Origin of the sequence: Pseudoalteromonas qingdaonensis (assembly GCF_038739665.1) — a bacterium.
Classification (GTDB): Bacteria; Pseudomonadota; Gammaproteobacteria; order Enterobacterales; family Alteromonadaceae; genus Pseudoalteromonas; species Pseudoalteromonas qingdaonensis.
This window is the reverse complement of record NZ_JBCGCU010000010.1, coordinates 19,792-39,648: the sequence shown is the minus strand read 5'-3', so window position 1 is coordinate 39,648 and position 19,857 is coordinate 19,792. Positions and strand designations below refer to the sequence as shown.

Genomic DNA, 19,857 nt, shown 5'->3' with positions numbered 1-19,857 from the left:
AACGGGTGAAATAATGGATAATATCCAATATTGTCGGGATAAATCCGGACCTACAAGTTCGTATGTGTGTCGAGCTCTGCACCAATAACGGCGAATTTTTACAATAAAAAAGGAAGCACTTTGGCTTCCTTTTTTTGTACCCTGAAACGATTATCTTTCTTCGTCGGGTAGGGTCACGTTTAGCTCTAATACCGCTAAATCGTCTTCATTTTGTTCCAGCTGTACCTGCACGGCCTCGGCGTCGATGGCTACGTACTTGCGGATCACATCAAGAATATCTTGTTTTAGTTGTGGTAAGTAATCCGGTGTACCGCGCTGTGAACGCTCATGAGCAACTATGATCTGCAGTCGCTCCTTTGCCGTTGAAGCGCTGGTTTTCTTTTGCGAACGAAAGTAATCGAGTAAAGACACATTATCCTCCAAAAATCCGTTTAAACAGGCCGCGTTTTTCTACATCCAAAAAGCGGAACTCAACTTGCTCACCAAGCAGGCGGTTAATGGCATCATGATAGGCCTGACCGGCATCCGACTCGCTGTCTAACACCACGGGCTGACCATGGTTAGAGGCATTTAGGACGGCCTGCGACTCAGGAATAACACCGAGTAGGTCAATGGCAAGAATATCGTTAACGTCTTCTACCGACAGCATTTCACCGCGCTGTACACGCTCTGGGTTGTAGCGGGTCAGTAGCAGGTGCTCTTTCACCGGCTCCAGGCCTTCTTCGGCGCGGCGTGACTTGCTTTGCAAAATACCAAGAATGCGGTCTGAGTCACGTACAGAAGATACTTCCGGGTTGGTGGTGACTATGGCTTCATCGGCGAAGTAAAGGGCCATCATGGCACCGGCTTCGATACCCGCTGGCGAGTCACAGACGATAAAGTCGAAATCGTTCTTTAAGTCGTTTAGGACCTTTTCAACGCCTTCTTTGGTTAGCGCGTCTTTATCACGGGTTTGTGATGCCGGTAAGATAAACAGCTTATCGACACGCTTGTCCTTGATCAGTGCCTGATTAAGATTGGCTTCGCCATTGATAACATTAACAAAGTCATAAACCACGCGACGCTCACAGCCCATGATCAAGTCCAGGTTACGCAGGCCAATATCGAAATCGACAATCGCGGTTTTAAAGCCCTTAAGGGCTAGGCCAGTACCAATTGCAGCGCTAGAGGTTGTTTTGCCTACGCCGCCTTTACCAGAAGTAACGACAATAATTTTTGCCATGAGTTTTATCCTTTAACCAAAGCTGATATATGAAGTGAGTCTTGGCGTTGGCGAATGCAGGCGGCTTGCCCCCATAGTTCACCTTGCAGTGAGTCACTGATCCAATAACTGCCATTGACGGAAACCAGTTCGGCTTCGAGCTTTTGGCAGAATATTGTGGCGTTTTTATCACCCTGCGCGCCGGCAATGGCACGACCACGCAAGGTGCCGTAAATATGAATATGACCATCGGCAATCACTTCGGCGCCGTGGCTTACCGCGCCAAGAACGATAAGATCTCGGCCCTTGGCATAGACCTGTTGCCCGGAGCGTACCGTGCCTTCAACTACCATGGTGGGCTCAGGCTCTGCTGGTGCTGCAACCGCGGGCGTAACCGAGGCTTTGGCTGGCGCCTTGGCCGCTTGGTTGTCTTTGGCGTAATTAAGCACAGAAAAACCGGCCGCTTTGGCCTGCTGATGTTGCTCATCCGTACCGCTGCATACACCTACGGGATTAAAGGCTAAACGTTTTAGCAGGGCGTGCAGTTGAGAAAAGTCGAGGTCGGCGCCATCAAGCGCTTCAAGATTAACAACAATGGGGGCACCGGCGAAGAATTTTGGTGCTTGGGAAATTTTGGCATCAAGCTGCTCGCTCAATGCAACCAAATCAGCAGTTAACAGACGTAACACCGATAGAGTGAAGAGGTTCCCTTTCAATTCGAATAATTGTTCCGACATAAGCGCTCATACTTGTGTGGCCTGTTATTAATTATCACCAAGGAAAGTCGCTACAAACGTGCTATAAGGCTGACTTTGGTTAGGCCTTGGTGTTGAGCATTGGCCACTAAACTTACCACATGATTTAGCACTCATGGTATAGTGTCAAGGTGTGTTTCGCAACAACTTAAAGGCCCTAACCATGCTGTGCGCAGTATATAAGAGTAAGAAAAAACCAGATACCTACCTTTATTTGCCAAAACGAGATGATTTTTCTGCTGTTCCACAGCCGCTTATGGACATGTTCGGCAAGCCGCAATTTGTTATTTTGCTGAATCTGGCAACAAAAACACAGCTTGCTTTAGCGGATATTGCTAAGGTTAAGGAAGAATTAAGTGAGCAGGGGTTTTATTTACAGCTACCCCCGCCAACCGAAAACATGTTGGACGAACTAAGAAGACAAAATGGAGTAGAGAGTGATTAAAAAAATCAGCAAGTATTTAGCCAGCGCCTTTAAACCCGCAACCTTGTCCGGCTTAAGCCTGGCTGTGGCGGCGACGCTATCTTATCCCACTCTGGCAAACTCGCAGATAAAAAGTGCACAAGAGCAACAAGCCGCTTTCGACATATATGTAAGCAAATTAAAAGGCGAGGCCCTGGAAAAAGGTTACAGCCAGGAGCTGCTTGATACCGCTTTTGCCACCATCAAGTTTAAGCCTAAGGTGATAAGCGCCGATAAAAATCAGCCGGAAGTAAAAGAAACTTTAGAAACTTACTTACCTAAGCGTGTGCCGCAGTGGAAAATAGACCAAGCTCGCGAGCTCTATAAAAAGCACCAGGACACCTTGGAAAAGGTTGCCGCAGAATACGGTGTACAAGCGCGTTTTATCGTTGCTTTATGGGGTCTTGAGAGTAACTTTGGCCGCATTCAAGGTGGCCATCCGGTGATTTCCAGTTTGGTTACTTTGGCCTTTGATGGCCGTCGTGAAGCCTTATATAAGAGCCAGTTATGGGCGGCATTGGACATTCTTAAAGAAGGGCATATTGACCTGGAACACTTTAAGGGTTCCTGGGCCGGTGCCATGGGGCAAACCCAGTTTATGCCGACGTCCTTTAATGCTTATGCGGTGGATTATAATGGCGATGGCCGCAAGGATATCTGGACTACCGAAGAAGATGCCTTTGCCTCTATTGCTAATTATTTGAAGAGCGTGGGCTGGAACGACGAGCTGACCTGGGGTCGACAGGTTAAATTACCAGAGAATTTCGATACCCAAGCTGTGCTGCAGCGCGGTACCCGCACTCATAAACAATGGCTACAGCATTGGTCAGACTCGGAGCGCTCTTTAAGCCAGTGGCAAGACTTAGGCCTAAGACGTATGGACGGTAAGGATTTGCCCCAGCGTGAAATTACCGCTGCTCTGGTGATGCCAGACGATATCAATGGCCGCATGTATCTGGCCTATGACAATTACAAGGCGCTGATGAACTGGAACCGTTCATATTATTTCGCCACCAGCGTGGGTTATTTATCGGATCGCATCGGCTATCCGGCCATTAACTAAGACGTTGGACTTTGTTATACTGCGCCCCGATTAATTGGGGCGTTTTTTATGGTAGATGATAAATTTTGGCAGACTAAAACCCTGGCGCAGATGAGCGACAAGGAATGGGAAGCCATTTGTGATGGTTGTGGCAAGTGTTGTTTAAACACCTTTATCGACAGTGAGGATGAAGATGACTTTAGCCCCACGGATCAATTGCGCCCCGGCGAAGAGCTGATCTTCACCAATATCGTTTGCCAGTATCTGGATAATAAAAGCTGTAGCTGTACGCAGTACGAGCAGCGTCAAACCTTGGTACCTTCATGTGTTAAGCTGACCAAGGACAATATTGCCGACATCTTTTTTATGCCTAAAAGCTGTAGCTACCGTCGCCTGCAAGAGGGGCGGGGGCTGGCGAGTTGGCATCCGCTGTTGAATAAAGGCAAAAAGTCAAAAATGCACGCAGCGGGGATCAGCGTGCGTAATAAAACGGTGAAAGACTCGGATGTGCCTTTGGAAGAATTTGAAGATCATATCGCCGAGTGGCCCACCTATGATTGCGATTAAGGCACAGAGTTAAAAGGCTTTTTACCAAAGAAAAGCGGCCTGCTGGGGCAGGCCTTCATATGCAAGAAGATGCTTACTTACTTCATAATAACTTCCCGCATTCGGTATTGACCGGTCAACGTTCTGATCTTTGGATATTCTTTGGAGATCTTACGTGAGTTTTCCTGATTTTCCTCACCCCATTGTTTCATAAAGGCCTGGTACTTTTCCTTGTTGGGTTCAAGATCGGCGGCCTTTTCAAACCAGACCACCAGCACCAAATTGAAATCACCACTAATGGGTAAGTCACTGGCATAGATTTTCCAGTCTTTAATGTAGCCAAGCTCTTTTTGCATCTTTACTGCTTTGACCCAGGTGTCACGCAGCCCTTCTAAGTAAACATCACCCATATTGGGATCAACTTTGACTGTGGTGACCTCAAGAATCGATGTGCCCAGGTCGTAATCTTTATAGACTTCGAGCTCAGCCTGCACATTGCTGGCGGCAAAGGTCAGCATGGCGCTTAATAATAAGGCATATCTGTTCATCTTATGTCTCCTGTTGCGTTTTTTGCATCAGTGCAAAGAAACGCATTTATTATAGGCGGTGCAGGCGAGCTTGCTTGTTTTTTATTCGGTATGTTCGCCGCTTTGACATAAGTTGGCGCTGGATGAGGCTAGTTTAGAAGGTGCTAAATGGAACGTTCCAGTGATTTTTTTGTGATCTTGTTAAATTGGTGTGTAGAATCAAAATCAACAAGTAGACGGAGAATGATTCGTGAGTGAGATAAACAACAATCAGGCTTACGTTGCAGCGGCAGAAAAAAACAGCAATTACACCTTGCCTCTTGCAGCCATGACCACCCTGTTTTTCCTATGGGGTTTTATTACGGTTTTAAATGACCTTCTTATTCCGCGCCTAAAAGCTGTGTTCGACCTCAGCTATACAGAAGCCATGCTGATCCAGTTTTGCTTCTTTGGTGCCTATTTTATTATGTCGTTGCCTGCCGGTTATCTGGTAAAGCGCTTTGGCTATAAAAATGGCGTGGTCAGCGGCTTGATAATTGCGTCAACCGGCTGCTTGCTGTTTTACCCGGCAGTGGCGGTGCATGAATACTGGCTGTTCTTAGGCGCCTTGTTTGTATTGGCCTCGGGTGTGACCATTTTACAGGTTTCAGCAAACCCTTATGTTGCCGCCTTAGGGCCGGCAAAAACTGCGCCCAGCCGTTTAAACCTAGCGCAGGCCTTGAACTCGCTTGGCACCACGGTTGGCCCTATCGTTGGTAAGTTTCTACTCTTTGGTGGCAGTGCCGCACTGGCTGCCGAAGCCGCCACTGCCGACAGCGTAAAAGTACCGTATTTAATGCTGGCTACAGCGCTATTAACCATCGCTGTGGTGTTTGCCGTGCTTAAGTTACCTACTATTGAATCACACAGCGAAGAACATGATTGCAAAGCCAAGGATCATTCATTGACCGAGGCGCCACATCTGGTATTCGGGGTACTGGCCATCTTCTGTTATGTCGGTGGTGAGGTTGCCATAGGTAGCTTCCTGGTGAACTACTTTGGTGAAGCCCATATTGCCGGCTTGGAAGAGCATGACGCGGCGCACTTGATCGCCTACTACTGGGGCGGTGCCATGGTAGGGCGTTTCATCGGCTCGGCGGTATTGCAAAAAGTGGCGGCCAATAAGGCACTCTTATTTAACGCCTGTGCCACCATTTTGCTCCTGTTGATCAGCATTAACAGCAGCGGCATGGTTGCCATGTGGTCTGTGCTGGCCATTGGTTTATTTAACTCAATTATGTTCCCGACCATCTTTACTCTGGCTATCGACTCTCTTAGCTCCTTGACCAGCCGTGGTTCGGGTTGGTTGTGCTTAGCCATAGTCGGCGGTGCTTTGGTGCCCCTACTGCAAGGTTATATGGCCGATACCATAAGCCTGCAAACAAGCTTCTATGTGCCTCTGGTATGTTATGTGTTTATCGCCTGGTACGCCATGAGCCTGCCAAAACTACTAGGACAGTGGCGCGCCAAGATAGATAGTTGATTGCCCCCAGCCTGAGCAGGGCTCAGATGCTTAAAAAGCCGACAAGCGTTTAACCTTGTCGGCTTTTTTTGTACCCGGTTGTGAATACGTATTCATAAGCCACTAGTGTTCCAATTAGCTGGAACGTTCCAGTTTAAATTAACGAGACACCCACCTTAAAAAGAGAGAATTTAATAGACATCCATTCTAAAGGTTAGAATTTAATAGACATCCATTCTAAAGGTTGGGAGTTGTAACGGAACGAGTGGAATGGATTTTAAAGCGAGTGGTAACCTGTTTTAATATTTTTTAAAGATTTGACTTACGTTATTATCATTTTCGTGAATTTTAGACGTGCGTAGCCCACATTGTGTGCATCGTAGTAGGAGGTTGTTTAAGGGATGTGATATTTAAGCAAACAGTGCTTGGCTGTTGCTTAAATCTACACGTCGCTTTCTGTGTTGATGCTGACAGTAGGTTGTTAAGGCTTGCTCTTTACCCACCGCACCGTGAAATACCTTGGTGAATGAGGTTGTTAGAGCCAACCAATTTGTAGGGCAAATATCGAGGCGCTCAAGTATGGGGGTTGCGTCAGATGCAATATGCCCAGGTTTACCTTCGCGCATACAGCGTCCTGTCCATTCAACCAGCTCTAAGTAACTCTTTAGCTCAAAAGGCAAACCTTTGGGCATGTTTTTGCGGGGATTACCAACAAAGGGCATTAAGGTGGAAGGTTGCTCTCCCTTTTTTGCTGATGCGATTCGGGTTTTCACGCTGGTATAGTCGGATTGCTCGGGTAAGTCGGCGGCCTTTGCTCGAACAGGGTTTAAGTCCACATAGGCTAAGCAGGCAACTAAGGCCGCTTCATCAAGGAGGGCTTGGGACTTAAAGCGCCCTTCCCAAAAACGGCCTGTGCAGTCATCTTCACGATTGGCTTGACGGGCAATCCCTTCATTGAGGACACGCATAAACCAGCTGATATCACTGAGGCGCTCCCGATAAATCAAGATACGACCTTGTAGAGCGGTCAACTCGGCGGTATCGAGCTGCTCTCCTTGCAAAAAGCGCTGGCAGAGCACGGTGCCTTTAAATAGTTTATGCCAACGCAGCACTATGTCTTTATCCTTTAAGTGCTGGGCTTTAGGCTTATCCACATGCAGCACGATATGGGTGTGGTTACTCATTACCGCGTAAGCACAGATATCAATGCAGAAAATTTGCGCTAGTTGCAATAGTTTATTTTCAACCCAATCGCGGCGATGCTCATAAGAGCGGCCGGTCAGTGCATCTATGCCGCATAAAAATGCACGCCGTACACAACGAGAAATACAGTGATAATAAGAAGTATCGGCGAGACTGATTTGGTTTTTCCGAGGCGTTGCCATGATCCACTCCTCCTTGAGTAGCACCTTCAAATTGTAGTCAAAGGATCAAGAAGTGTGAAATATTGGAATGGGTGTCTTTGTTGTTTTTAAAGTGGGTGTCTTTGTTGTTTTCGTTATAAATGCGGATAAGGCATTTGTATGACGCTTGTAACTAAAGTGTATTATTTGCGCAACATGGCTGTCACTTTTCTTCTCTAGACTGTCGCCCATCTTACATTCGTGCCGGAAATCCGGCGCAGCATTAAGCTCAAAATAAGGTGTATGCGATGAAAGGCGTTAAACCCCTGATATTGGCTTCCCTTGTGGCTGCTAGCAGCTCACAGGTAATGGCCAATGAACTTCAAACAGTGAAAGAAAAAAGTGGTGAGATCAACCAGATAGCCACGCAATCTCAAACAAAAATAGACACGATTGCCGACAATATGCAAACCCGTTTGCAAAAGTTTAAGGCACTGAATAAAGAGATTGATGGCCTGAGCGTGTACAACGCCCAGCTAACCAAACAAGTGGCCAATCAGGTTGAAGAAATGGCCAATATTAACTCCTCTATGGATCAGGTTTCTGTAATTGAGCGTCAAATCACGCCGCTGATGCTGCGTATGATTGAAGGTCTTGACCAGTTTGTTGCTCTGGACGTGCCTTTCCTTGCACAAGAGCGTAGTGAGCGCATCGCCAAGCTGAGCGAAATGATGGACCGCGCCGATGTGGCATCGAGTGAAAAATTCCGTCGTGTTCTTGAAGCCTACCAGGTGGAAGTGGACTACGGCCGTACTATCGAAGCCTACACCAGTTTATTAGATGTCAATGGCACCGAGCGCGAAGTGGACTTTTTGCGTATCGGTCGTCTTGAGCTTATTTACCTAACCCGTGACGGCAAGCAAGCCGGCGCCTGGGACAAAGAGCAAAAGGCTTTTGTTAGCTTGCCAGACTCGGCTATCAGCCAAATCAGCAAAGGCTTACGCATTGCCCGTAAGCAGTTAGCCCCAGACATGTTAACCCTGCCTGTTCAAGCTGCGGAATAAAAGGTATTGACGATGAAATTAGTGAAGAAATTTACCCAAAGCGCCGCTTTAGTGGCCACTATGGCAATGTCGCACTCGGCGATGGCCAATGATGCCATGGACTTGGACGCATTATTAAAGACTCTACAGCAGGGCAAGATTGCCCAGTCGCAAGAAAACCAAGAGCGTGAAAAAGCATTCCAAGCGCGCCAAAGCGAGCAACTACAAATGTTGCGCAGCGCCGAGCAAACACGTAACGCCAAACTACAAGAGTCTGAGCGTTTAGAAACCGCGTTTGAAGACAACGAAGTAAAACTGGCACAGCTAAGCGACACCCTGCAAAACCGCATGGGTACGCTTAAAGAGCTATTCGGTGTGCTGCAACAGGTAGCTGGTGATAGCTCAAACAAGTTTGCTACCTCTGTGGTATCGGCAGAGCTGCAAGGTCGCGACACTTTTATGGATGAACTGGCGCAGCAAATGGGCTCAACCTCCAAATTGGCTTCTATCGAAGACATTGAGCAGGTGTGGTTCGAACTACAGCGCGAAATGACAGAGCAGGGCAAGGTATCACGCTTTAACACCGAAGTGATCGTCGCCGGTGGCGCCAAAGAGAGCAAAGAAGTGTTGCGTGTCGGTGCCTTTAACCTGGTTGCCGATGGCAAGTACCTGGAATACAACAATGTAACCAACACCTTGTCTGAGCTAACGCGTCAGCCGGTTGCCCGTTACACCTCAAGTGCCGCCGAGCTTCAACAAGCAAAAGACGGTTTTGTGCAGTTCGCCCTTGACCCAACTGGTGGCTCTATCCTTGGCCTATTGGTTCAAGCCCCTGATACCGAAGAGCGCGTACACCAAGGTGGCACGGTAGGTTATGTGATTCTTGCGGTAGGTGCCTTGGCACTGATCATCGCCCTTGAGCGCTTTATCTCGCTGATGCTTATCGGTGGCAAAATCCGTCGTCAGCTTAAAGACAAGGTGGCTCGTGACGACAACCCGCTTGGCCGTGTGATGAAGGTTAAAGATCAATACCCTGATGTTGCCCACGACACATTAGAGCTGAAACTATCGGAAGCCATTTTGCGTGAAATGCCGAAGATCACCCGTAACCTAACGCTGATCAAGATCATCTCTGTGGTAGCTCCGCTACTGGGTCTACTAGGTACGGTAACCGGTATGATCAACACCTTCCAGGCCATCACCTTGTTTGGTACTGGTGATCCTAAACTGATGGCCGGCGGTATCTCGCAAGCCCTGGTAACTACGGTATTGGGTCTGGTTGTGGCTATTCCGACTGTATTCCTTTACACGCTACTGAATACACGCTCTAAGAACCTGCTGTTGATTCTACAAGAGCAAAGTGCCGGCCTGATTGCTGAGCGCAGCGAAAAAGGAGCGTAAATCATGGTGCTATTGATTGATTGGATCAATGCAATTCGTGATTTTCTCGACACAGGTGGCCAGGTTCTCCTGGTCATCGGCATCCTCATCTTCGCCATGTGGTTGCTAATACTTGAGCGCTTTATGTACTTCTTCGGTGGTTATGTGAAGTACAAAAAATCGGTGCGGAATAATTGGTACAACCGCCCGGAGCGCAATAGCTGGAATGCCGAGCAAATTCGCCAAGCGATGATCTCAAGAGCAGGGATGAAACTAAACACCAACCTGGCTTTGATCAACGTGATGGTGGCCTTGTGTCCACTGCTTGGTTTGTTAGGTACGGTGACCGGCATGATCGAAGTATTCGATGTCATGGCCGTTACCGGCACCGGCAGTGCTCGCTCTATGGCCTCAGGGGTGTCCAAAGCGACCATCCCCACCATGGCTGGCATGGTTGGCGCGCTATCCGGGGTATTTGCCTCGACCTTTTTACAGCGCCGTGCCAAACGAGAAGTCGAATTGTTAGAAGACAAGATGGTCCTGGACCACTAAGTTGCGATGATTATCTGCCTGCGCTTTGGCGCAGGCAAGGAGAGTAAAATGAGAGCCCCATTAGGTAAAATTTTTCAAGAAGACGAAGCCGAAGAAATTAACATGACACCCATGCTAGACGTGGTCTTCATCATGCTTATCTTCTTTATTGTTACCGCCTCCTTCGTAAAAGAAGCGGGTATCGATGTAAACCGCCCTGAAGCCGCCACCGCGGTGAAGAAGGAACGTGCCAGCATCTTGGTGGCCATTTCCGATGAAGGTGAGATTTGGATCAACAAGCGTCAGGTAGACGTACGTGCGGTGCAGGCTAATATCGAGCGCCTAAAAGCGGAAAACCCACAGGGCAGTGTGGTGATCCAGGCCGATAAAAAGGCCACCACGGACACCTTGATCAAGGTAATGGACGCCGCCCGCGCCGCCGGTGTGTTTGATGTATCCATCGCCGCGCAAGAAGCTTAAGGAGCGATAGATGCGTTATTTAATCGCTTTAATTATCGCCGCGGTCGTGACCTTTATGCTGTTTTTAGGCATGCAGGCGCTGATCAACGGCGGTGAAGGCGCGATGACCGAACCGGCCAAAGGCAATGTTCTTGACTTCGTGCGCCTGAAGCAAGAAGAAACGGTGGAGAAAAAAGAGCGTAAGCCGCAAAAGCCACCTACGCCCAAAGAGCCACCACCGCCGCTTGAGTCACCGCAAACACAAAGCAGCGATGCCAATGCCAGCAATGCCAACTTCGACTTTAGCGCCGATATCAGTGCCGATGTTGACCTGGGTAATGGTTTGGCAGTGGAAAGCAGCGACGGTGAATACCTGCCCATCGTTAAGGTGTCGCCCGTGTATCCACGTCGCGCACTGTCGCGGGGTATCGAAGGCTATGTGATCGTTGAATTTACCGTAACCAAGCAGGGTACGGTGCGCGATCCCAAGGTGCTTAAGGCCGAGCCCGAGTCAATCTTTGACCGTGCCGCCATGGATGCCGCGCTGAAATTTAAATATAAGCCGCGCATCGTCAATGGCGAAGCGGTAGAAGTTGGCGGTGTACAAAACCGCATCAGCTTCGAAATTAATGGTTAATAAACTGTGCCCTTAGGGGCACAGGTTGCGATTTTAGAGGTTTACTATGAACAAGTTGAACTCACTGTTTCTATTTGCCGGCTTAGCATCGGCAACATTAGTGCTGCCGAGCATGGCCAGCATGATCCCGGGTGTGGCCCTGGCCTCAGCCCATGCCGAGCAAGGCGAGCAAAAGACCAAGCGCGTACCGGCGCTGCGCGATAAGGTGTACAGCCAACTGGCGCGGGCGCAAAAAATGGCCGATGATGGCGATGTAGCCGGCGGTCTGGCGGCACTGGATTCGGTAAAAGAGCGATCATCAAGCATGAACGCCTATGAAAAAGCCATGATGTATAACTTCTACGGTTTTATCTATTACAACGAAAACCGTTTGCCCGAAGCCATCAAGGCGTTTGAGCAGGTGGTTGCCGAAGACGCCATTCCCGAGTCGTTGCAGTTAAGTACCTTGTTCTCGTTGGCGCAGTTGTCTATGGCCAATGAAGACTACCAGGGCTCGGTTGCTTATTTAAACCGATGGGATAAGGTTAATACCAAGCCCAAGCCAGACAGCTATTATGTGCTTAAGTCTCAGGCCTTCTACCAGATGAACAAGTATGATGACGCCCTGGGCGCAATCAACACGGCCATTACTCTGGCGGAAAAAGATGGCAAGACACCCAAAGAAAACTGGCTGGTATTGCAACGTGCTCTTTACTACTCGCTGCAGCAGCCGGAAATGGTGGTCAGCGTTCTTGAAAAAATGATTGCCCTATATAACAAGCCGGAATACTGGGTACAACTCAGTGGTATGTACGGCGAAGTAGGGCGCGAAAAAGACCAGTTGGACACCATAGAGGCAGCCTATCAGCAGGGTTATCTCAAAACCAAGGGCGACCTTCGCAACCTGGCACAAATCTATATGTTTAACGGCTTGCCCTACAAGGCGGCCAAGGTAATGAAACAAGCCCAGGCCAAGGGCGTGGTTGAAGACAATGTGAAAAACAATGCCTTTATCGCCGAAGCCTATGTGCAGGCGAAGGAAGAGCGCAAGGCCATCGGCTTTTTTGAAAAGGCCGCAGCGGCCGAGCAGTCGGGTATTTATGATCAGCGCCTGGCCGAGGTCTATATCAACCTTGAGCAGTTCTCCGAGGCAGCCGATGCCGCTCGTGAGGCGCTGGATAAGGGTGGACTGGACTTTGAGTCGAACGCCTATGTGGCCCTGGGAATGGCGCAATTTAACCTGCAAAACTTCGATGCCTCTATTTTGGCCTTCGAGCAGGCGGAAAAGCACAAGCGCTCCGAGCGTTTAGCCCAGCAGTGGATCAAATACGTGAAAAACGAGAAGTTACACGCCGAAACATTAAAACAAGCGCTTCTATAGAGATATAAAAAGCCGCATCTATTTATATGGCTGTTTAATGACAGTAATAATAAATGGTTTGTTTTTTTAAATATAATCGCAACACCAAAGCCGCCTTAGGGTGGCTTTTTTCGTTTTTACAACAAGTTATAAAAATTAATACTGTAACCATTTTTTTAAATTTATGTCACCCGAGTGTCATAAACCTTCCGTATCGTAACCGTCAGCTAAATAACTGCATTAACAATATAAAATTTTTGAACTACGGAGTTTATGATGAAACTTTCAGACTTTTTCAAAGTCAGCCTTGTGGCTTCTGCTGTAACACTTGCTGCTTGTGGTGGCGATATTGAGATCACCCCTACGGTTAACGATAACAGCACCAATACCGACAACAGTGTTAACAACTCAAATAATAACTCTGGCGGTACTGGCGAAGATGAAATTCTTTGTGCTAGCTATGAAACAGCTGCGGGTACGGTAGAAGGTACAGTTAGCGGTAATGACTGTGTATACAATGACTCATTCGCAAGCAAAACAATCTCTATCACCAGCAACATTACCTTTGAAGAGCTGCCTGAAGGTGGTGTTCACCTTTTCGCTGATGCACTACAAATCGGTGCAGATGGCGATACCTCAAATGGCTTTGAAGTTCCAGCAAACGGCCCAACAATGACAGTTAAGCCAGGTGCAACGCTTGCGTTCCAATCTGGTGAAGCCATTATCCGTATCGCTCGTGGTGCGAAAATCCAAGCCATAGGTACAGAAGAAAAGCCAATCACTTTCACTTCAGCTAACGCCTTCGATCGTTTCGACAGCGCGGGTAACGGCGCACGTTACGCGGACTGGGGTGGCATCATCATCAATGGTCAGGGTATCACCGACCACTGTACCGACGCTGAGCGTGATGGCGGTACTTGTAACGTTGCTTCTGAAGGTATCACCAGCTACTACGGTGGTAACAACAATGCCGATTCAAGCGGTAGTATCAAGTGGGCAAAAATCTGGTATGCAGGTTCTGGTCCTCGTGTAGGTGGTGAAGGTGATGACCTTAACTCACTAACGCTTAACGCGGTAGGTTCAGGCTCTGCATTTGACTACATTCACATTCACCAGGGCTTCGACGATGGTGTTGAAATCTTCGGTGGTGCAACAACGCTTAAGCACATCGTAGTAACAGACACGCAAGACGATTCATTCGACTTTGACGCTGGCTGGCAGGGTGCGGCTCAGTACCTATTCGTTAAGCACGGCACAGTGACTCTAAACGATGGTACCGTGGTAAACATGGGTAACAACGGCTTTGAATCTGACGGTGTGAAAGGTTCATCTTCTGCCCAGGTTGCACCTTCTAACCCAACGATTGCTAACGTAACTGTAGTAACTACTGATGCTAGCTCGGTACGTGATGATGACCCTTCACAGGCGTTTAAGTTCGACGACCAGTTCAACGCGCGCCTATTCAATACTGTTATCGTTAAGCAAAACGCTGTTAACACCAGCTGTATCGAATTCTCAAGCGACGGTGAGAAAGAAGCAGACAAGATCAGCTTCACCAGCTCAGTAATGGCATGTTCGTCAAACTTTGCTGACTCTGACACCTTTGTTGGTGGCCCTCTTGCAGCACAAAGCAAGGCGACTTGGTTCGAAAATGGCGGTGCTAGCCAAATCCTAACCGATGATGTAGCGCTACTTGCTGAGAACGGTTTTGCGACCAACACAGCATCAACAGACGTAACTGTAACTGCGAACGACTTAAGCGAACTAGGTGCTTTCTTCGATTCAGTTGACTACATCGGCGCGGTATCTGATCAAGATACAGACTCTAGCTGGTACAAGTGGGTAGAAGCGGCTCTTACAGCGGCATCTGCAGACTAATTTAGTCACCCCTTGAACATTTAAGCGAAGGCGCCTTGGGGCTTGCATAACAAGCATCGGGCGCCTGTTTTGTATAAACTGATTAGGATGTAGAACATGGCAAAACAACATAGGCTAGATAAATTAGCTTGGGCTGTTGGCCTTGGCTTATTGGCACAATCTAGCGCCCTAGTGGCGGCAGAAGAAGTGCAGAGCGCCGACAACCAAGAACTAGAAGAAGTGGTTGCCGTTGGTACGCGTTTGCAAGGCAGTGCGGCAGCGGTGATCGAAGAGCGTAAAAACCAAGCCTTCGTTGCTGATATTCTGGGTGCCGAGCAATTATCACGCACAGGTGATAGCGATGCGGCTTCGGCCCTGCGCCGAGTAACCGGCTTGACCCTGGTTGATGGTAAATTTATTTACGTACGTGGCCTGGGTGAGCGTTACTCAAGTGCACGTTTAAACGGCGCTTATATTCCCAGCCCGGACTTAACCCGTAACGTTATTCCTTTGGATATTTTCCCGGCCAGCATTATCGAAAGTATGGCGGTACAAAAGGCGTATTCGCCGGATATGCCGGCAGCCTTTGGTGGCGGTAATATAGATATTCGTACCAAGTCGGCCCCGAGCGAGTTTACCGCAGGTATCGAACTGGGTGTAGGTTACAACACGGCCGCGGACGATGGTTACACTTATAACCGTAATGAAAATGGCGTACCACAAGCGTTAAAAGACGCGATTGTGCGCTACCAGGGCGACTTTAGCATTGGCAATATTGTTGACCGTGATAACCTGGTTGACGGCGACCTTTCTCGCGCCGAGCAGGCCACGGCAATTAATAATATGTTGCTAAAGTCATTGCCCCGTGATTATGCCCTAAAAGATGAATCCCTTGACCCGGAATACAATGTTAAAGCTCATTGGGGAGATAGCTTTGAAGAGTCATTCTTTGGCGGCAACATTGGCTTTATGCTCTCTGGTGGTTATACCAATGAGTGGGATTTCGAAGAGCGTTTTAGTTCTGTTATCGCCAAGGAAGTAAAAAGCGATTGTAGTACTAAGCTCGAAAGTGCCGACGATGTTAAAAGCTCATGCTTTGAGACCTTTAAAGACTCAAAAGTGACCATAGAGAACGAGCGTTACAATGGTACCTTCAGTCTTGGTTACACCTTGGGCACGCACAGTGTGTCGGCACAGCAGATGTACATCGTCGATAACGAAGACGAGTCTGAAATCGCTATTTCACAAAGCCCGGCGGGTAGTTCGACCTACACCATAGTTGGTGACGGCATCGCTAACCGTAATCATGAGTTTAACTACGAAGAGCGTCAGCTTAATGTGACTCAGTTTATCGGCCAGCATACCTTTATGGATTACTGGGGCATTGGCGCGGATTGGCAATACACAGAGTCAAAAGCGACTACGGATATCCCAACCAATGTCGATTTTGAATTCCGCGACCGTTATGACAGCAATGGCGCCTATACAGGCTCTGAAATTACCGGTGATGATAACCGTGTGATCATGTCCTACACCGACATGGAAGAACGCGTTAAATCATATGGCGGTAACCTCACGCTGCCGCTGAGCTTTGAGTCAATGGACGTTGAACTTAAAGCCGGTTATGACTTCTCTGATCGTGCCCGTGTTTTCAACACCTCAAGCTTTGCTATCAACAACAGTGCCGGCGCCGGTATTGAAATCAACGATGGCTCACAAAGTCCGCTTGATAACAGCTCATACCTAAGCGATGGCTTTATCGACGATAACGCTATTCTGGTTGATTTTAACGAGCCAACAGCGCCTGATGCGGATGACTATATTGCCGCGCAGAAAATCGATGCCGGTTATGCCTCATTCGATGTGCTCTACGACCAATGGCTGCGTATCAGCGGTGGTGTACGTTACGAAGAGTTTAAGCAAAGCTCAATCGGTACTTCGAGCCTGATCTTCGATGCCGACGATCTTAATACCTATTACGATCCGGAAAAAATCGAAGCTGGTACCATTATCGAAGATGATTGGTATCCAGCGCTGTCACTTACCTATATCGGCAGCGACAGCTACCAGGTGCGTGCCGGTTACGGTGAAACCGTGGTTCGCCCGGATTTCCGTGAAATCGTACCGGTCACCTACTATGACCCGCTAACGGATATCCGTACCTTTGGTCGTACCGGGTTAAAGAGTAGCCCAATCAAGAACTTCGACTTACGTTATGAGTATTACGGCGAAGCCGGTAACTCGGTAAGTGTGGCGGCCTTCTATAAGGATATCGATGCGCCAATCGAAACCATCTTAAAGATTGGTGATGAAGATTATTCAGCTACCTTTGTGAACGGTGAAACCGCAGAAGTCTATGGTATCGAAGCGGAGTGGTTACAGGATTTGACCTTTGTTACCGATGGCTTATTCACCAGTGGTAACATCACCTTGAGTGACTCGGAAGCCTCGATTGATCCGGCCTTTGCGGGTACCTTGACCAATCCGACCAAGCGTATGACGGGTCACTCGGAATACGTGGTCAATATGCAGCTGAACTATGATTCACTCGATGGCATGCACAGTGCTTCTTTAGTGTACAACGTGTTTGGCGAGCGTATTCTGGCAGCTGGTGTGAATGGTCGTGATGATGCTTATGAGCAACCGTTCCACTCATTGGATTTGGTTTACACCTTCTACCCAGACTTTAATTCTAAAGTGAAGTTTAAGGTCAAGAACCTGTTAGATGAAGACGTTGAAGTAACGCAATCTGACGTTATTGTTCGTTCTAAAGACGAAGGCGTTGAGTTTAGCTTGAGTTACTCTTATGAGTTCTAACCCTTAGTACCAAAATTAAAAACCCGGAAGTTCCGGGTTTTTTTATGCCCGGCATTGAGGTAATGATGGGAAAAAGTCTTCAATAGATGAAATAAATTTAAGTTGTAGTCCTGCCCCTAGAGTAAAGCGCCAAGCAGTGTTATTGTCAGCCCATACCTAGGTCTGTACTCATCTCAGAGCTTAGCTCTGGATCTAGGGGACTCACGCAATATGTTGAACTTATTTTTCAAAAGGAAAAAGTAATGAAAAAAGTAGGCCTAGTCGGCTGGCGCGGTATGGTTGGCTCCGTACTGCTTGAGCGCATGCAACAAGAGCAGGACTTTGCGCATATTGACGTGACCTTTTTTACCACCTCGCAAACCGGCCAGTTGGGCCCGGACATTGCCGGTACCCCTAAGCCATTACAAAGTGCCTATGATCTTGAAGCGCTGGCACAAATGGACATCATCTTGACCTGTCAGGGTGGCGACTACACTCATGAAGTTTATCAAAGCCTGCGTGATAAGGGTTGGCAGGGCTATTGGATCGATGCCGCTTCTGCACTGCGTATGAGCGATGAAAGTATTATTGTGCTCGACCCGGTCAATAAAGATGTGATCGAGCAAGGTCTGGAGCAGGGCGTAAAAACCTTTGTCGGCGGTAACTGTACCGTTTCCTTGATGCTGTTAGCCTTGGGCGGGTTGTTTGAACGGGATTTGATCGAGTGGGTCAGTCCCATGACCTACCAGGCGGCCTCCGGTGCCGGTGCCCGCAATATGAAAGAGCTGCTGGTGCAAATGGGGCAACTCCATGATGTGGTGGCCGACCAGGTGCAAGACCCAAGTGCCGCTATTCTGGATATTGATAAAAAAGTGGCGAATAAAATGCAAGACGGCTCCTTGGCCTGCGACCAATTCGGTGTGCCACTGGCCGGCAGCCTGATCCCCTGGATTGATGTGCCCATGCCGTCGGGTCAGAGTAAGGAAGAATGGAAAGCCGAGGTTGAAGCCAATAAAATCCTCGGCTCCAGCAAGCAACCTATCCCCGTCGATGGCTTGTGTGTGCGTGTTGGCATGATGCGTTGTCACGCCCAGGCCTTAACCATCAAGTTACGCGAAGATATCAGCGTTAGTGAGATTGAAGAGATCCTTGGCGCCCATAACGACTGGGTTGAGGTAATTGCTAACGACCGCGAGACATCGAGCAAGGAGCTCACGCCGGTTAATGTGGCAGGAACCCTGCGTATTCCGGTAGGCCGTATTCGTAAATTGAGCATGGGGCCAAAATACATCAGCGCCTTTACCGTGGGCGACCAACTGTTGTGGGGCGCCGCCGAGCCGCTGCGTCGCATGTTGCGGATCATCTGCGCACTGTAGGTCGGGATTTGCCGCCAGGGATGGCGGTAGTAGAGCAATGCAGAAGCACATTGCCGAAAGCCCGACAAAGATGCGATGCCGTTCTTATTTCGGCGCGAAGCACCTACCTACAAATATGCTTTCTTGGCATCAGGCGGGATCGGAGCTAATATCCTATATTAATGATAATTCATTAATTTTTAAGGAAGGCTGAGGTGTTAAGGAGGCTCTTGCTGTGTCTGGTGCTACTGGGCACTCATGCCGGTTTTGCCCATGAACTTAAGGGCGTCTATCCGGAGCATTTCCCGCCCTTGAGTATTGCCGGTGAGCCCATGCAGGGCATTATCCCCGACCTGCTGAAAGCATTAAACCGCACCAGCGATCACGCCTATGTTGCCACTCCCTATGCCCGTCATTCCATAAAGCGCCTCGCAGAAGGGCAGATCGATTTTCTGTTCGACTCACAAATCTGGTGTAAGGACGGTGACAATTATTATTGGAGTGAGTCGATAGCCGAGATAGAGGATATTCTCGTTATGCGCGCCGATGCAGAGCATGAGTTCACTAGCCTGGATGAGCTGGTGGCATTTGCTCAAGCTCGGGGGCAGGCACTGCGAGTGGCCGGGCGTTATGAATATGTGTATCCAAGTTTAGATCCCTTGTTTGCCAAGGAGCAGCTGACGCGGAAAAACTTTTACACCGACCTAAACATGCTAAAAGCCCTGCAAAACGCCCACAGCAGTGGCGTTGAGGCTGTGGTGATGACGGAGCTGGTTTTTGATTACTTAGCCTCGAAACACCCTGATTTGACAAAGAATTTAGTCAAGTCTAGATTTAAGGTACATAGAGCTCCCTATCAGTTTCGTTTTCCCCGTAACGATAACGGCAAAATAAACATGATGTACACCAACAGGCTACTTGGCCAGTTGCAAGCAAGTGGCGCTCTTGCACAAATTATTGCTAAATACAGTGATCTTGAAAAACCGGGTAACAGACCTGAAGTTGCCACAAAAACTCACAGTAGGCCATGATTTTAAAGTAAAAATTATAATATGTATTAAGCTTTATACAGCCCATAAACA

The 19,857-nt window shown here is 48.4% G+C and carries 19 protein-coding genes; 14 read left to right on the top strand and 5 right to left on the bottom strand.

Annotation, left to right across the window (positions count from 1 at the left end; translation table 11 throughout):
• Positions 1-150: 150 nt before the first annotated feature.
• Genes minE through minC form a run of 3 tightly spaced genes read right to left on the bottom strand, consistent with a single transcriptional unit; the run spans position 151 to position 1,938 of the window.
• Positions 151-411, bottom strand: coding sequence for a cell division topological specificity factor MinE (minE, locus tag WCN91_RS10220; protein WP_342678712.1), 261 nt, complete (start codon positions 409-411; stop codon positions 151-153).
• 1 nt (position 412) lies between these two features.
• Positions 413-1,222: a septum site-determining protein MinD gene (gene minD / locus WCN91_RS10215; protein ID WP_342678710.1), complete on the bottom strand. Its 810-nt coding sequence runs from the start codon at positions 1,220-1,222 to the stop codon at positions 413-415.
• A gap of 5 nt (positions 1,223-1,227) precedes the next feature.
• A complete protein-coding gene (gene minC, locus WCN91_RS10210; protein WP_342678708.1) occupies positions 1,228-1,938 on the bottom strand; it encodes a septum site-determining protein MinC in 711 nt (236 codons plus the stop codon).
• Between the two features lie 181 nt (positions 1,939-2,119).
• On the opposite strand from minC, the gene WCN91_RS10205 reads away from it, so the two are divergent.
• The 3 genes from WCN91_RS10205 (at position 2,120) to WCN91_RS10195 (ending at position 4,028) form a co-directional block, all read left to right on the top strand.
• Entirely contained in the window at positions 2,120-2,401 is a 282-nt protein-coding gene (locus WCN91_RS10205; protein ID WP_342678706.1) for a YcgL domain-containing protein, read from the top strand.
• Between the two features lie 91 nt (positions 2,402-2,492).
• Positions 2,493-3,482 (top strand): lytic murein transglycosylase, encoded by a 990-nt coding sequence (locus WCN91_RS10200; protein WP_342678845.1) that lies wholly within the window; start codon positions 2,493-2,495, stop codon positions 3,480-3,482.
• A gap of 48 nt (positions 3,483-3,530) precedes the next feature.
• Positions 3,531-4,028: a YcgN family cysteine cluster protein gene (locus WCN91_RS10195; RefSeq protein ID WP_342678704.1), complete on the top strand. Its 498-nt coding sequence runs from the start codon at positions 3,531-3,533 to the stop codon at positions 4,026-4,028.
• Positions 4,029-4,105: 77 nt separating this feature from the next.
• On the opposite strand, the gene WCN91_RS10190 is transcribed toward WCN91_RS10195, so the two are convergent.
• Entirely contained in the window at positions 4,106-4,555 is a 450-nt protein-coding gene (locus WCN91_RS10190; protein ID WP_342678702.1) for a hypothetical protein, read from the bottom strand.
• A 229-nt stretch (positions 4,556-4,784) separates the two neighbouring features.
• Here WCN91_RS10190 and WCN91_RS10185 point away from each other — a divergent pair, with 229 nt between their 5' ends.
• Positions 4,785-6,056 (top strand): sugar MFS transporter, encoded by a 1,272-nt coding sequence (locus WCN91_RS10185; RefSeq protein WP_342678700.1) that lies wholly within the window; start codon positions 4,785-4,787, stop codon positions 6,054-6,056.
• A gap of 389 nt (positions 6,057-6,445) precedes the next feature.
• On the opposite strand, the gene WCN91_RS10180 is transcribed toward WCN91_RS10185, so the two are convergent.
• Positions 6,446-7,420: a transposase gene (locus tag WCN91_RS10180; RefSeq protein WP_342678698.1), complete on the bottom strand. Its 975-nt coding sequence runs from the start codon at positions 7,418-7,420 to the stop codon at positions 6,446-6,448.
• A gap of 266 nt (positions 7,421-7,686) precedes the next feature.
• Between WCN91_RS10180 and WCN91_RS10175 the strand changes: the two genes are divergently transcribed.
• The 10 genes from WCN91_RS10175 to WCN91_RS10130 all read left to right on the top strand — a co-directional run bounded on the left by WCN91_RS10175 (position 7,687) and on the right by WCN91_RS10130 (position 19,806).
• Positions 7,687-8,442: a DUF3450 domain-containing protein gene (locus WCN91_RS10175; RefSeq protein WP_342678696.1), complete on the top strand. Its 756-nt coding sequence runs from the start codon at positions 7,687-7,689 to the stop codon at positions 8,440-8,442.
• A gap of 60 nt (positions 8,443-8,502) precedes the next feature.
• On the top strand, positions 8,503-9,822 hold the full coding sequence (locus WCN91_RS10170) for a MotA/TolQ/ExbB proton channel family protein (RefSeq protein WP_425416034.1): 1,320 nt from the start codon (positions 8,503-8,505) through the stop codon (positions 9,820-9,822).
• A gap of 3 nt (positions 9,823-9,825) precedes the next feature.
• On the top strand, positions 9,826-10,353 hold the full coding sequence (locus WCN91_RS10165; RefSeq protein WP_342678692.1) for a MotA/TolQ/ExbB proton channel family protein: 528 nt from the start codon (positions 9,826-9,828) through the stop codon (positions 10,351-10,353).
• A 48-nt stretch (positions 10,354-10,401) separates the two neighbouring features.
• Positions 10,402-10,812, top strand: a complete 411-nt coding sequence (locus WCN91_RS10160) for an ExbD/TolR family protein (RefSeq protein ID WP_105201368.1) — start codon at positions 10,402-10,404, stop codon at positions 10,810-10,812.
• 10 nt (positions 10,813-10,822) lie between these two features.
• Positions 10,823-11,428, top strand: a complete 606-nt coding sequence (locus tag WCN91_RS10155; RefSeq protein WP_342678689.1) for an energy transducer TonB — start codon at positions 10,823-10,825, stop codon at positions 11,426-11,428.
• A 46-nt stretch (positions 11,429-11,474) separates the two neighbouring features.
• Positions 11,475-12,788: a tetratricopeptide repeat protein gene (locus tag WCN91_RS10150; protein WP_342678687.1), complete on the top strand. Its 1,314-nt coding sequence runs from the start codon at positions 11,475-11,477 to the stop codon at positions 12,786-12,788.
• 255 nt (positions 12,789-13,043) lie between these two features.
• Positions 13,044-14,645, top strand: a complete 1,602-nt coding sequence (locus WCN91_RS10145) for a hypothetical protein (protein ID WP_342678843.1) — start codon at positions 13,044-13,046, stop codon at positions 14,643-14,645.
• A gap of 96 nt (positions 14,646-14,741) precedes the next feature.
• Entirely contained in the window at positions 14,742-17,441 is a 2,700-nt protein-coding gene (locus tag WCN91_RS10140) for a TonB-dependent receptor plug domain-containing protein (protein WP_342678685.1), read from the top strand.
• A gap of 242 nt (positions 17,442-17,683) precedes the next feature.
• Complete coding sequence (gene asd / locus WCN91_RS10135; protein WP_342678683.1) at positions 17,684-18,796, top strand: aspartate-semialdehyde dehydrogenase; 1,113 nt, start codon at positions 17,684-17,686, stop codon at positions 18,794-18,796.
• A gap of 194 nt (positions 18,797-18,990) precedes the next feature.
• Positions 18,991-19,806 carry a substrate-binding periplasmic protein gene (locus WCN91_RS10130; RefSeq protein ID WP_342678681.1) on the top strand — a complete coding sequence of 272 codons (816 nt, stop codon included), beginning with the start codon at positions 18,991-18,993 and terminating at the stop codon, positions 19,804-19,806.
• The last annotated feature ends 51 nt before the right edge of the window (positions 19,807-19,857 follow it).